Below are 14,949 nucleotides of genomic sequence, written 5' to 3'. Positions count from 1 at the left end.
GTCCGTCATAATCAGCATCTTGAATTCTGTACCTGCATATTGCACAACTTTAAAGAGGAGACCTCCATGTTCAAAAATCTCAGGCTGAAACAGAGTATCCTGCTCGGCTACACTATCCCCCTGCTGCTGGCGATTGTCGCTTTTAGCGTTGTCTATATCTGCGCACAGTCGGTGGCCAGAAATGAAGTCATGGTCGATAAATCCTACCAGAATATGATCGAAATTCTTCAGCTTGAGTATGATATTAGCAGCATGTCACGCTCTACTCGTGGCTACCTGTTGCAACAAGATAACAACTTTATCAAGCTCGTCGAACTAAATGAGAAACACTATCGGAAGTTATCCCAACAGCTCGTGGGGCGCATCGACGACCGGGTGCAAAAGGAACGGCTGCAAAAGATACTCAACTTGGTGGATAAGTCCGTTGAAACGAACCACCAAATGATTTCCCTCGTCGACGAGGGGAATAAGGATGAGGCGGTCATCCGCTTTGCCTCCGATGGCGGGCTCAACCTCTCTTTACAGATTGACGACCTCATTACTGAATACCAGTCCCACGAGAAGGCGTCTCTGCAACGCAGCAAGAGCGAAATCAAGCGCGCCACGTCTTTACTGATAACCTCCATCTTTGCCGGAGTGTTGCTGACCGTCGTTCTGGCTCTCGCGATCGGCTCCTGGGTCGCCTCCCGGATCAGCAGTTCAATCACCGAAGCAGCCAACACCGCCTCTTCGACCTCGGCGGAAATAGCCGCAACGGTGGTTCAACATGAGCGGACAGCCAGCCAGCAGTCGGCCATGGTCGCAGAAACAGCCAGCACCATGGAGGAACTGGCCGTCTCATCCCGACAGACCACCGAACAGGCAACCTCCGCCTCGGAGCTGGCCGGCAAAGGGACGATGCTGACCGAAGATGGGAGAGTCGCGGTGCGAAAGGCCATGGCCGCAATGGACGAGCTCAGCACCAAGGTCACCGCGGTGGCCGAACAAATCCTCGAACTGGGCGAACAGACCGGACAGATCGGTAGCATCGCCGAACTGGTCAAAGACCTGGCGGTACAAATCAACATGCTGGCCCTCAATGCCGCGGTAGAAGCAGTTCGTGCTGGGGAGCACGGCAAGGGGTTTGCGGTGGTAGCAACCGAGGTGCGTAAGCTTGCTGCGGAGAGCAAGAAATCAGTGGAACAGGTCTCCGGCATCGTCTCGGCAATCCAAAAAGCGACCGATACGACCATCATGAGAACCGAGGAAGGAACCAAGAGCATCGAAAATGTCTCCACCATCGTGCAGACGGTCGAGGAGCTGTTCGAAACCCTCTCCGAAACCTCCGATCTGATCAATAACAGCTCGCAGCAAGTGTTGCTGAATCTCAAACAACAGTCGGTTGCCTTCGGCCAGGTCCTTGAGGCCTCCAATAGCATCAAAGATGGTGCCAATGAAACCGCGGCGGGGATCTCGCAGACCAAGGTCGGCATCCTGAGTCTGAACGAGACTACCGATAAGCTCAAGCAGATGCTGTAATCTGCAATCAGGGACTGAGGATGATTGAAGACATTGAAATGCGTGAACTTTTCCGGATCGAGAGCAGTGAACATCTGCAACGGCTCGATGACGACCTGCTGATCCTTGAAAATGACCCCGGCAACAAGGAGGCCGCTGACGAGGTCTTCCGCGAGGCACATAGCCTTAAAGGAGCTGCACGGATGCTTGGCCTGACGGAGATCGAAGCACTCGCCCACCGCTTTGAAGAGATCTTCGCCCAAGTCAAGAACCAGAACACTCGTCTATTGCCCCCTCACATTGATCAGCTCTACCATTGCCTGGAGGCGATCAGAATGCTCGTCGAAGAGGCCCTGACCGGGGTTCGTTGTGATGTCAAGGTGACGGATCTGCTTTGCCGGCTCGAGCCGGAGGCTCTTGGACAGCCGCAGGTCAGACCTCCGCAGCTGAAACCGACGGACACCACCGTACCACCCCCACCCCCTGAGTCACCCGTATCACTGGACGAGTCGGAGCTGATTGTTATGCAGGCTCAAGCTAACAGAGAACAACAGCGCGAGACAGGTGATTCAGCCGAAACAGCCGCGCCATTTGACTTCCCTTCGGCTCAGGCGAATATCGTCCCTTTTCAGATCGATAACATTCGGGTGGCGACTTCAAAGCTCGACCTGCTGATATCCCAGATAAGGGAACTGACCGCGATAAAGCAGAGAATCGTCCAGCGCCATCTCGACCTGGAGGATGGTTTTGACAAGTGGCACAAACTGGCTGGGGAGATCAGAAAAAATGCCTCGCCCACGGCCAAAGCGCAGGAGAAGATCGAATCCTTTACCGCCCTGCTGGAGAAGCTGAAAAGCCGCTTGTACGACGACCGGTCAAAACTCGAATTCACAACTTCAGAGCTGGAGGAGAGCGTTCGTGTTACGCGGCTTCTTCCACTGTCTTCTCTGTTTCGAGTGTTTCCACGCATGGTCAAGGAGCTCGCCCGGGAGCAATCCAAAGAGGCACGACTGGTCGTCGAAGGAGGGGATACCACAGCCGACAAGCGGGTTATCGAAGAGCTTAAAGATCCTCTCATGCATCTGATGAGAAACGCCCTCGATCATGGACTCGAACCGCCAGAAGAACGGATGCAGCTAGGCAAACCGCCCGTCGGAACGATTACGCTGCGGGCCTATCGGAGCGGGTCGCAGTTGGTGGTCGAGGTGCAGGATGACGGCCGCGGCCTTGATGTCGAGGCGATTCGCCGCGCGGCCGCCAAGAGAAAGATCCACCCGCCAGAGGTTCTGGCAACTATGACGCCCGAGCAACTGCGTAGCCTGATCTTTGAGAGTACCCTCTCGACCGCGCCCTTTGTCTCTGACATCTCCGGCCGTGGAATCGGCCTTGAGGTGGTACGCGTCAATGTTCAGCGCCTCAAAGGAGAGGTCGAGGTAGAATCGGTCCCTCAACAGGGCTGCATGGTGCGCTTGCGGCTACCGGAGACCCTTGCCGCGACCAAGGTCCTCACCCTGCGGGCCTCCGGGCTAACTTATGCCATCCCTGCCGAGTCAATTCTGAAGACTTTTCCGGTGCACCGCAGTGAAATTTTTACCATGGAAGGGCGTTCATCGATTCTCTTTGAGGGAGAGGCCGTTTCCGTCGCCAGACTCGGCGGTCTCATGCATTTTGCGCGCAACGATTTTTCGGTGCCGAAGCAGGCGCAGATCGATGCCCCCGGGGAGGAGAACGTTCTCCTCCCCGCTATCGCCTGTGCCGTAGGAGAGGAACGTTTTGCTCTGATCGTGGATGAACTCCTCATGGATCAGGAAGTATTACTGAAACAACAGAACCCTTTGCTGCAGCAAGCAGGAAATATCTTGGGTGCGACTCTCCTCGAAACGGGAGAAATTTGTCTTATCGTCAGCCCTTCGGAGTTGTTGAACTCCCTGTGCCATCAGACGATTGTGCCCAAGAAAGCACAGGCCGAAGAGGCGCCGAAGCCTAAAACCATCCTCATGGCTGAAGACAGCCTGATCACCAGAACCCAGATGAAGCGGATTCTCAAGGGAGCCGGGTACCAGGTGATCACTGCTGTTGATGGTTTGGATGCCTTGGACAAACTCAAGGCACAACCGGTCGACGCTCTGGTCTCCGACGTGCAGATGCCGAACATCGATGGACTGACCCTGACCGCCAGAGTGCGGCAGCTTAAAAAGTATCGCGAGCTGCCAATTATCTTGGTCACCTCCCTGGCTTCCGAGGAAGATCGGAGAAAAGGCGCGGATGTGGGTGCTAACGCCTATCTTACCAAGCCCACCTTTGACCAGAAAGTGCTACTAGACACCCTAAGGAGGCTTGTGTGAATTCTCAGCCCATCATAAAAGTTCTCCTCGTCGATGATTCCCTGATTGTCACCACCTTAATAAATAAGGCCCTTGCCGTTGCACCTGATATCGAGGTCGTCGGAATTGCCCACAACGGAATTGAGGCTCTGAATCTGATTCCCCAACTTGCCCCATCGGTGATCTGTACCGATCTGCATATGCCGAAGATGGATGGTCTGGAACTTACCCGTGAGATCATGGCACGCTTTCCGCGACCGATCTTGGTGGTCAGCATTTCAGTAGCCGACGACAGTCTCAATGTCTTCAAACTGCTTGAGGCCGGGGCGCTCGATGTCATCAACAAACCGTTATTAAATACCGAGGAGGATTTTTCGACCATCGCCGCCAAATTGATCAACAAGATCAGAATCATCTCCGCGGTCAAGGTCTTTCGTCGCATTCCAAAATCGCGACCTGAACTGGCAGCCCTGCCAACATCTCCACCACTGACAACGGCAAAAAAGCCGGTGAACCTTATCGTCATCGGAGCTTCCACAGGGGGACCTAATGCCTTGAAGAAGATTCTCGCCGGGCTTCCTGCCGATTTCCCTGCGCCGATCATCTGTGTTCAGCATATTTGTGACGGCTTCATCCAGGGGTTGGCGCAGTGGCTTTCGACATCGTGCTCCCTGAAAGTCAGTTTGGCAAAAAAAGGTGCCTTGCCACAACCCGGATCCGTCTACTTCCCACAGGAGGGGCAACACCTGGGCTTTGACCATCTCGGCAGATTCGTTATGTTCCCCGGCCTGCCGACGGATATGCACGCCCCCTCTATAAGCAATACCATGAAGTCTGCCGCGCAGCGCTATGGCAGAGGAGTCCTTGGTGTTCTGCTCACCGGCATGGGGGCCGATGGGGCGGAGGGGATGCTAGAGGTCGCCCGCTCAGGCGGCACCACTATTGCGCAGGATGAAAAGAGCAGCGTTGTCTTCGGTATGCCGAAACAGGCGATCGAACAGGGCGCAGTGCAACAGGTTCTTCCGTTGGACGAAATGGCTAAAGCCATTATCCGTCTGACCGATGACAAACGTTTCAAGAAAAGGTGACAGACAATGAGTAACAACCAAACAGGAACTCGTATTGTCCTTGTGGAAGACAGTCTCATCCAGGCCGAAACCATTCGGCGGAGGCTCATTCGTGCAGGCTACCAAGTGGACGTGGCGCGAAACGGGTTAGAGGGGCTGACTCTGGTCAGAGAGCAGAAACCGGACCTGATCTTGTCCGACATCGTGATGCCGAAAATGGATGGCTACGAGTTGTGCCGACTGATCAAGGATGCGCCGGAACTCAAAGCGATCCCAGTCCTGCTGATGACCCAGTTGTACGCTCCCGAGGAGATCATCCGTGGACTTGAGTCGGGGGCCGACGCCTACCTGACCAAGGCGGTCAACGAGGACTTGTTTCTGACCAAGGTGAAAACCTTCCTGGAAAATCCGATTCAGTTCTTAAACCAGCCTGAGCGCAAGAGTGTTTCCTTTACCTATAACGGCTGCGAGTACGAGGTCAAATCGACCCGCTCCCAGACGCTCAGCTTTCTGGTCTCTACTTACGAAAGTGCCGTCTGGCAGAACATGGAAATGAACCGGGTGCAGGCACAGCTCTCAGAACTCAATGAGCAGCTCGAGATCAAGGTCAGAGAAAGGACCTTCGGCCTTAGCAAAGAGATCGCCGAACGCAAAAAAACTGAAGAGTTGTTAAGGAAAAAGACAGCCCAGTTTGAATCTATTTTCCAGGCAAACCCAGATGCAGTGGTTTATGAGGATTCGGAGCGGCATATCCTGATGGTCAATCCGGCGCTATGCACCTTGTTTGGTTATAGTCCAGACGAGTTAGACGGTCACAGTGCAAGATTGTTCTACGCCAGTCAGGACGATTACGACGAGCTGGGCCACCAGCGCTTCAATCCGAGTGCTACGATAAAGAGCGAACCGTTTGAAGTTTACTATTGCCGCAAAGATGGATCCTTATTCCCTGGAGAAACCGTCGCTACTGTCATCAAGGACGAAGAGAGCGAGACCTGCGGTTACCTGGCAATTATCCGCGATATCAGTGAGCGAAAGGCGGCCGAAAACGATTTAAGGAGAAATAACGAAACCCTGGAAGCCAGGATAAAAGAGAGGACCCGAGAGCTGCAAGTGGCCGTGGACATGGCCGAGGCGGCCACCCAGGCCAAGAGCGAGTTTCTTGCCCACATGAGCCATGAAATCCGCACCCCGATGAACGCCGTTCTGGGTTACCTCCATCTGGCTAAGCAGGTGGAATTATCCCCCCAGTTGCAGAATTATCTCAGCAAAATAACATTCTCCGCCAAAATGCTTCTGGGAATCATCAATGACATTCTCGACTTCTCAAAGATCGAATCCGGTCACTTGGAGCTGGAGTCTGTGGACTTCCAATTGGATGAAGTACTGCGAAATGCCGCCAGTCAGACCTCTGTGATTGCCCAGGGTAAAAACCTTGAGCTAGTCCTGTCTACCCCATGCAATATCCCGCTGTCCCTTAAAGGTGACCCCTTGCGTCTTGGCCAGATCATGATCAACCTGCTCAACAACGCGGTCAAGTTTACCGACCAAGGTGAGATTGTCATCTTCATAAACCTGCTGAAAGAAGAGAATAATCAAGTAACCCTCCAGTTCAATGTCAGTGACACCGGCATCGGCATGACCAAGGCGCAACAGTCAACCGTGTTCCAGGCATTCAGCCAAGCCGACACCTCGACTACCCGGGAATATGGCGGCACGGGATTGGGGCTTTCGATCTCCAAAAAGTTGGTAGAACTGATGGGGGGCGACATCTCGGTCGAAAGCGTACCGGGGCAAGGCAGCACCTTTTCTTTTACGGCAGTTTTTGACGTTCAGCCGCAGCAAAAACAGAAAAAAATCATCCTACCTCAAAGCCTCCGCGATTTTCATGTCCTTGTGATCGATGACAATGAATCCTGCCGGGACGTCCTACGGGAGATGTTAGAATCATTTCACTTCCAGGTGACCTGTGCTGTTTCCGGTGAAGAGGGGTTGGCAAACCTTGTTCAAGCAGAGCTACAAGAAAACCCTTTCGATCTGGTACTGATGGACTGGAAGATGCCGGACTTGGATGGCCTTGAAGTGGCCCGCCGCATCCAGAGTGAGACAAACCTTGATAACCTCCCCGCTTTTATTATGTTGACCAGCCTGGGTTGGGATAACGCCGTATCCCAGAAAGCGACGGCCGGCGTTGACGAATTTCTGGCCAAGCCCGTAACCCCATCAACGCTGTTATCCGCGATCATGACTCTCTTTGCCGGTGAGAAAGAGGATCGCGGCATCCCCGTACGAACCGCCTGCGGGCCATTGGATGGTATCCGGGGGGCGAAGATCCTTGTGGCTGAAGATAACCCCATAAATCAGGAGGTGATCGGCGAGTTGCTTGGTAATGTCGGGATGGAGGTTGAATTTGCCGGGAACGGTCAGGAAGCCTTGCAGAAGGCCCGTTCCAGGGCATATGACCTAATATTTATGGATATCCAGATGCCCCTGATGGACGGCTATGCCGCGACCCAGGCCATTCGGGCACTGGCAGGCCCGGCAGCTGATCTTATCATCATCGCCATGACGGCCCATGCCATGGCCGGCGATCATGAAAAAAGCCTCGCCGCCGGAATGAACGATCACATCACCAAGCCTATTGACCCGGAACAGGTCTATCAGGCATTGACCAAATGGGTCAGTCCCAAGGCAGATAACAGCTTGAATAACGGCAGCCTCAACGAAGCAGGATCAGCGTACGAAGTCGAAGCTGCCATGCCAATGACGAAAAGGGGACCGGAGACAGATCGGAACCTTGAGCTCCCAGAGGCTGTCCCCGGAATCGATGTCGCGGCCGGTATAAACCGGGTAGCGAACAATCAAAAACTCTATAAAAAGATTTTGCGGGATTTTGCCCAAGAATACGAAAGCTTTATTCAGCGATTTAAAGAAGCCCTGACCACAGATAATAACGAACTGGCCCGGCGACTGGTTCATACCCTCAAAGGGGTCGCGGGCAACATCGGCGCCATGTCCGTGCACGCCTCGGCCCAGCTTCTGGAACGAACACTGAAGGAAGATACCGGCGACTACGAAGAGGCTTTGAGTGGTCTTGAAACTGAACTCAAAGAAGTCTTGGGGACCTTGAACAGGCTCTTGCCACTCACTGGAAACCAAGACGGTGAATGGGAGAGCGCAGCAGGCCAGGAAACCGTCAGGATATCAAGCTCTAACCTGCAGGAATTGGCTGAGTATCTGGCAAAAAATGACATGAACGCCCGCAAGGTCTTCCAGCAATTCAAGTCGGCGCTTTATAAGGCTTGTCCTGATTTAACCCAGCAGTTGGATCAAGAACTGGATGCGATTGATTTTAAAGCTGCCAGCAAATCATTGCAGCAGATAATTGAAGCATTGTAACTGGAACTTTAGTGGAGATGCATATGGGGAAACCAAAAATTCTAGTAGTTGATGATAGCAGAGCGAACGTCCTGATCCTAAACGAAGTGCTACAAGACAGCTATTCGGTCATGGCTGCAACTAGTGGGCTTGAGGCCTTGGAGCTGGTTCATGACAACGAGTCCCCTGACATCATCCTGCTTGATGTCGTGATGCCGGAAATGGACGGTTATGAAACCTGTCGTCATCTTAAGGCCGACGAAAAAACCGCTAAAATCCCCGTCCTATTTGTCACAGACAAGGATGAGGTCGAAGACGAAGCCAAGGGGCTCGACCTTGGCGCAGTCGATTATATTATTAAGCCAATCAGCCCGCCGATTCTTCTGGCCAGAGTGCGCAACCATCTTGATTTGAAACGCCACCAGAACAAACTTGAAGATTTGGTCATCAAAAGGACCATGCAACTGAAAGAAGGTTATGTTGACACCATCCTCCGATTAACCCTGGCATCTGAATTCAAGGATGAGGATACGGGCAAGCACGTCAAAAGGATCAGTTTCTACACCAAGACACTTGCCGAACGGATGGGCTTTGAACCTACCTATTGCGAACAGATTTATTTCGCCTCACTCATGCATGATATCGGCAAAGTTGCCATTCCGGACGCTATTTTGCTCAAGGAAGGTCCCCTTGATGAACAAGAGTGGAAAATCATGAAAACCCATGCCGAGGTCGGTGCCAAAATCCTCGGAGACTCGAAATCTCCCTACTTGCAAATGGCTGAGGAAATAGCCAGATACCATCACGAACGCTGGGACGGCGGGGGGTACCCATATGGTATTAAAGGAGAGGCTATCCCAATGACCGCACGTATCATGAATATCGCCGATCAATATGATGCATTGCGTAGCCAAAGGCCATACAAGCCGGCTTTTGACCACAAGAAGGCCGTATCTATCATTACTCAGGGGGATGGTCGGACCTTACCAGAACATTTCGATCCAGAAGTATTGTCTGCATTTGTCAGGCTGACTGACACCTTTGCCGATATATTTGAAACCCACAAAGATAAATAAATGGGGAGAAACAGAGGCAAAACAACAAATACTCATAGTTAATGTCAATAAGGATAATATTTAAAGACGAGATGAGCTGCGGGAACACAATCATTCTAACCGATTTTCCCGCAACGGCCTGGAGGAAGTCGAGAATGAAACCAAGAGCTTCTAGCTTGAGAAGATGACCTTCTCTTGGTGACTGTCATTTTAGTCAAACGATTTGCAGGAGTAAAAACTGAAAACCAAGACAGTTCAAACTTATCAACCTATTTCAATAAAAACCCCCAACCACTCGAAGTGTTTGGGGGTTCTCTGTTTATTTCTACGTTTTTCTAGAGACTGAACCCTAGAAGGGGATCTCATCATCCGGATTAAACACCGGCTCTTCAAAACTGCTCCCCTGTGATTTTGGAGCTGCAGTATTTTGTGTCCCCTGATTATAGGATTGGCCACCCCCAGAGTTATTCGACCCTTGGTTATAACCCTGACCACCACCAGAGCCGCTGCCACCTTGAGAATCATCACGGCTACCCAGCATTTGCATTTGATCAATCACAACCTCACTGATATAGCGCTTGTTGCCGTCACGATCATCATAAGAGCGATTCTGAATCTTCCCCTCAACATAGATCTGCTTCCCTTTGTGGAGAAATTTCCCACAAATCTCAGCCAGCTGTCTCCAAGCAACAATATTATGCCACTCGGTCTTATCCTGCCGATTGCCTTCGCGATCCTTGTAACGCTCTGTCGTTGCCAGAGAAAATGTTGTCACAGCCGTACCAGACGGTGTGTAACGCAGTTCAGGGTCTTTACCCAAATTACCAACGAGAATCACCTTATTAACCGACATGTTAACCTCCTATAAATTTGCGAAATAACAAAAGTTGTTGTCACTGAACTAAAGTTACTGACATTCAAAAAAGTGTCTATTACACGACGGCTCTCACCGCCAATGAAATAAACGATAACGGAAATGAAATGATCATTTTAACTTCTTGAACTGAACATGATACATTTTTAGGAGGATCATCGGAAGTCAATTCTCTCAATTCGACACTATAGATGTTGACTGTATAGATTCACTGCAGAAAATCGTATAGGAACAGGTCTCTTCCACCATTGGAACCTGACGTTGATTCAGCAGAGCATCCCCCTTCTGGACAGGCTGGTGAAACTTAACCCTACAAGAAATTGACGACAATGGATTTAGCCTAGTGTTATAGTGACAAATTAAAAGTTTGCAGTATCGATAGCTTAAACTTTTGCTGATCAAACCAATAAGGCATAAATTGAATGGACTCTTACAAAGAACACATCTGGCAGGCACTACAAGAGCTTGATACGAACGCGCTGATTTTTGTTGATACTGAAGGTGTTATTCGCGATATCAACAACGGAGTAACGGAGATCTTAGGTTACAGCATCGAAGATCTGATCGGCCGGGATATTGAGATTTTAATTCCTCCTGCGGTGAAACAAGCCCACAAAGATCTTTATGCAAAATACGTTAAACTCAGAAATAACGGTGAAATATCTCAATCCAAGATCATCGGTGCGCAGCGCTTTTTCCCGGAGAATGTCAACTTTCCAAATCATGGCCAGATACGGATGGCGGCAATACATAAAAACCAGCAGGAACTGCCGATCTCACTCACAATCAACGAGGTACGGGGAGAGGCTGACCTCCTGATCGGTTTTTTTGCCATCATCCAGAACAACTCGCAGCAGCACCAATTACAACAAACCTTGAGCCATCAATCCTCCCATGATTCTTTGACGGGGCTGATGAATTGGCATGAATATGATGTTAAAATCAGCGCCTTAAAAAACCGTCGTCTAGCTGCAGGAGAAGAGTACCAAGCCGCAATTTTATATCTGGATGTTGATTACTTCAAAACTGTCAATTATTTTTCACGCTCTTGTGGCGATCAAGCGATCAAAAAGATCGCGACCTGGTTGCTCAATAGCACCCGCCATGGCAACAATCGCGATGCGGATGCCATGATTAACCGTTTTCTTGCGGATGAATTTATCCTTTATCTGCCAGACACCTCACTTGCCGGAGCTCTCTCTTTAGCTCGCCGGCTTAAAACCGACTTTCAGACTCTGAACTTACGGACGACAGCTCAACCTTACCTCACCAGTCTCTGCATCGGCATCGCTCCAGTAACTGAGTCCACAATTTTACACGAGGCAGTCACTCAGGCTTCCGGTGCCTGCAGTGTTGCCAAAAGCAAAGGGCGCAACAAAATTGTGGTCGCAAAAGCCGAAGATACTTCTCATCTGCAGTTGGAACCAACCATCTATAACGCACTCAGCAATAAACGGTTGATGTTATATGCACAGAAGATCGTCCCACTTCTTCCTGGCAACTCGGGCAAGAACCGCATCTCTTACGAAATATTATCCCGTATGGAGGATGAAAGCGGCAATATGCTTCCGCCACCCGTCTTCATCACTGCGGCAGAAAAATTGGGGATGGCCACTAAACTCGATGAATATGTCATCGAGAATACTTTGGCGCAGCTGCGGAAAAATCCCGACCACGTTAGCAATCTTTCACGCTGTTCCATCAACCTCTCAGGAGATTCGGCTTCGAGCGAAAGAATGTTGTCCTTTATCATTGAACAGATAGAGTCAACCGGTATCGATCCGCGGAAGCTATGCTTTGAGCTGACAGAAACGCAGCAAATTCACGACAGTGAAGCGGCAATGGAACTCGTGGTCCAACTCAGGGAGATGGGGTGTAAGATCGCTTTTGATGACTTCGGTATTGGTTACTCAAACTACCAGAGTTTTTCGCGACTTCCGGTCGATATTGTCAAGATTGACGGTAGCTATATCAATAAACTGTTGGAGAATCCACAAGCAAGGGCAGATGTCGAAGGGATGATTCATTCAGCAAAATCGCGAGCACTGGAGATTGTCGCCGAATATGTGGAAAACGAAGCCATTGTCGTCGCGTTGAAAAACCTCGGGGTTGACTATGCTCAAGGATATTATTATGCCAAGCCCGTCCCTCTGGAAGACTTAATGGGAGGGACAATAACTGAGGGTTGATATTGCTGCCTTAGTTTAAACCGCAACATCATAAACACTTTCAACCTGTCACCATCGGCTTGTTCGCTTAGCTTGCATATCCTTCACACCTTTTGCGATTCACCACTAAAAATCCGTCATCCCGGTTAACTTCAGCACCATTTCATTGCACTTGCCCCGTTAGGCAGCCAGCCCATCCATTGACCAAAATGGCAAGGATTAAAAACATATCACCGCAAAGAAAACAGCGGGCCGCTAACACCAAAAGCAGGAATATGTTATTTTTTAGAAGAGAAACCAATGTTGCATTAGCTATCCCCTCCAAGGACAGAACATGAATGGAACGACGAAAAAAGGTGATGTGACCAATCAGGCACTCAGCTCGCAACACCTTAGATCCATCATTGACGATGCGCAAAACATGATCGGATACTGGGACAAAGATTTATGCTGCCGTTATGCCAACAACGCCTATAGAGAGTGGTTTGGGAAACAACCTGATGAAATTATCGGGATCACATTTGTGGAACTGGCCGGCGAGCGCTTGTTTACTTTGAATCTGCCACATATCCATGCTGTTCTGGCGGGAGAGCCACAACGCTTTGAACGGTCCATCACAAAAGCTAACGGAGAACCGGGAAATATCATTGGACATTATATCCCCGATTTTGATGCCGATGGTCGTGTTCAAGGGTTTTCGAGTCTTGCCAGCGAGGTCACTGAGCTCAAAGAGATGGAGGCACAACTCAAGCTAGCCGCATGTGTCTATGAAAACACCCTCGATGGTGTCGTAATCACCGATATTGACGGAATTATCTTGTCGGTGAATCCAGCTTTTACCGAAATAACCGGCTACAGCGAAGCAGAAGCTGTTGGTCAGAATCCCCGCATTCTTAAATCCAACCGCCATGATGACGCGTTTTATTCGGCTATGTGGGAGGAGCTAACCACCACAAGCCGTTGGACTGGCGAACTATGGAATCGCCGCAAGGATGGGGAGCTGTACCTGGAGCGTATGACCATCAGCATGGTTCGCGACCTGGAAGGCGAACCCCTACGCTACGTATCGGTATTTAGCGACATCACCGCCTTGTGGCACAAAGATGAACACATAAGACATCTGGCTTTTCATGATGCCCTGACCGACTTGCCAAATCGGACTTTGCTGATAGAACGATTAAACCAAAAACTTATCAATTCTCACCGAGAAGAGTGCAATTTAGCCCTGATGTTTCTTGACCTTGACGGGTTCAAATCGGTCAACGACAAGTTTGGTCATAATATCGGAGACGACTTATTGAAAGAGGTTGCGAGAAGACTGCTGTCTTTGGTCAGGGAGTCAGATACCGTTGCCCGTGTCGGTGGCGACGAATTTATTTTTATCCTCCACAAACCTAAGGGGGAAGAAGAAATCACCGATGTTGCTCACCGCATTATCAACGCGATAAATAAGCCGGTGAAGATTCACGGTCACGTCATCGGGATCGGGACATCCGTCGGCATTGCCAGGTTCCCCACGGACGGGAAAACATCCGTTGATTTAATCCGCAATGCTGATGCGGCCATGTATGCAGCCAAAAACTCGGGGAAAAACAAGATTCATTTTTTCTCGGCTGAAAATGCTTTCACCCGAAGGATATCGGCCCCAGACGTGACTGGCTAACCACTGTCCACAGGGTTAACGGCATTGCCCTAACGCTATGCTTAGAGATAATCCAGAATCGATAAACTCGACACTCGTGCACTAACACTCAGTGCCGCCTCATAGGCTTGTTCTGCTTGCGTGATTCCAGTCATCACGGCAACGATATCAGCATCTTCATAGCTTGAAAGTCGTTCCTGCATCTGCAGCTTGATATTTTCGGTCAGTGAGCTGACGTCGTCAAGATGGGAGTTGATGTTGCCCATCTCACTCTGTTTACTGCGCACCTGTTCGGCAACGGCTTCCAGATTATCCAGTTCAGCTTCCACAGCGTCGCCATCCGCAGAGCTTAGTGCGGCCTCTAAATCACTTAAAACCGCGAACATGTCTACGGGCTCCATAAAAACTTCGTTGCCGGTTAAATTGGTTTGTACTGTCTGTCCAGCGCTGGTTTCAACCAATTTATGATCATCGGTACCATTATAAACGACAGGATCACCACTAAATGGCAGAGTGGTTTCGGCATAACCGGCAAAAATATACTTGCTGTCAACCTTGGCATTGGCGATATCAAGCAGAGCACTCTGCAACTGAACCACCTCGGCGGCTAACGTTTGCATATCTTCATCAGAAAGGGAGTCGTTGACCCCGTAAATGGCTATTTCCTTAGCTCTGACAAGGAGACTTTCGGCGCTGTCAAGGTAGCCATCAACGATATCCAAGTTGTCCTGAGTTGTGGCGATCGTCTCCAGATAACGATCGGATGTTTCTATCTGGGTGCGTGAGCTGAACAGCGGACTGAGTCCTGACGGATCATCAGAAGCACGCTCCAGCTGTTTTCCAGTCGCTGCTTGCTCATAAAGCTTGTTCAGGCTATCGCTGTTCTTTCCTAAATTATATTGCAGGCTACGATAGGTTGCCATCTGGGTAATTTTCATTCTGATTCT

Annotated in this window: 9 protein-coding genes; 7 read left to right on the top strand and 2 right to left on the bottom strand. The window is 50.4% G+C overall.

What is annotated here, in order from left to right; genetic code table 11:
• Positions 1-66: 66 nt before the first annotated feature.
• Genes BLU87_RS01890 through BLU87_RS01870 form a run of 5 tightly spaced genes read left to right on the top strand, consistent with a single transcriptional unit; the run spans position 67 to position 9,339 of the window.
• Entirely contained in the window at positions 67-1,518 is a 1,452-nt protein-coding gene (locus BLU87_RS01890; protein ID WP_092344235.1) for a methyl-accepting chemotaxis protein, read from the top strand.
• 20 nt (positions 1,519-1,538) lie between these two features.
• The gene (locus BLU87_RS01885) at positions 1,539-3,842 is read left to right on the top strand and encodes a hybrid sensor histidine kinase/response regulator (protein WP_092344234.1); all 2,304 of its coding nucleotides are present in this window, start codon (positions 1,539-1,541) and stop codon (positions 3,840-3,842) included.
• The gene (cheB, locus tag BLU87_RS01880; protein ID WP_092344233.1) at positions 3,839-4,909 is read left to right on the top strand and encodes a chemotaxis-specific protein-glutamate methyltransferase CheB; all 1,071 of its coding nucleotides are present in this window, start codon (positions 3,839-3,841) and stop codon (positions 4,907-4,909) included. The genes BLU87_RS01885 and cheB overlap by 4 nt, the downstream gene beginning before the upstream one ends.
• A 6-nt stretch (positions 4,910-4,915) precedes the next feature.
• Positions 4,916-8,284, top strand: coding sequence for a response regulator (locus BLU87_RS01875; protein ID WP_092344232.1), 3,369 nt, complete (start codon positions 4,916-4,918; stop codon positions 8,282-8,284).
• A gap of 23 nt (positions 8,285-8,307) precedes the next feature.
• Positions 8,308-9,339: a response regulator gene (locus BLU87_RS01870; RefSeq protein ID WP_092344231.1), complete on the top strand. Its 1,032-nt coding sequence runs from the start codon at positions 8,308-8,310 to the stop codon at positions 9,337-9,339.
• A gap of 328 nt (positions 9,340-9,667) precedes the next feature.
• Here the strand turns inward: BLU87_RS01870 and BLU87_RS01865 are convergent, their stop codons facing one another.
• Positions 9,668-10,171: a single-stranded DNA-binding protein gene (locus BLU87_RS01865; RefSeq protein ID WP_092344230.1), complete on the bottom strand. Its 504-nt coding sequence runs from the start codon at positions 10,169-10,171 to the stop codon at positions 9,668-9,670.
• Positions 10,172-10,614: 443 nt separating this feature from the next.
• Here BLU87_RS01865 and BLU87_RS01860 point away from each other — a divergent pair, with 443 nt between their 5' ends.
• Positions 10,615-12,381, top strand: coding sequence for an EAL domain-containing protein (locus BLU87_RS01860; RefSeq protein ID WP_092344229.1), 1,767 nt, complete (start codon positions 10,615-10,617; stop codon positions 12,379-12,381).
• A 313-nt stretch (positions 12,382-12,694) separates the two neighbouring features.
• Positions 12,695-14,023 (top strand): sensor domain-containing protein, encoded by a 1,329-nt coding sequence (locus BLU87_RS01855; protein WP_092344228.1) that lies wholly within the window; start codon positions 12,695-12,697, stop codon positions 14,021-14,023.
• A gap of 41 nt (positions 14,024-14,064) precedes the next feature.
• Here BLU87_RS01855 and flgL read toward each other — a convergent pair whose 3' ends face one another.
• Positions 14,065-14,940 (bottom strand): flagellar hook-associated protein FlgL, encoded by an 876-nt coding sequence (gene flgL, locus BLU87_RS01850; RefSeq protein ID WP_092344227.1) that lies wholly within the window; start codon positions 14,938-14,940, stop codon positions 14,065-14,067.
• Between the last annotated feature and the right edge of the window lie 9 nt (positions 14,941-14,949).

This window comes from Desulfuromusa kysingii, from assembly GCF_900107645.1.
Taxonomy (GTDB): domain Bacteria; phylum Desulfobacterota; class Desulfuromonadia; order Desulfuromonadales; family Geopsychrobacteraceae; genus Desulfuromusa; species Desulfuromusa kysingii.
This window is presented reverse-complemented; position numbering and strand designations above follow the sequence as displayed.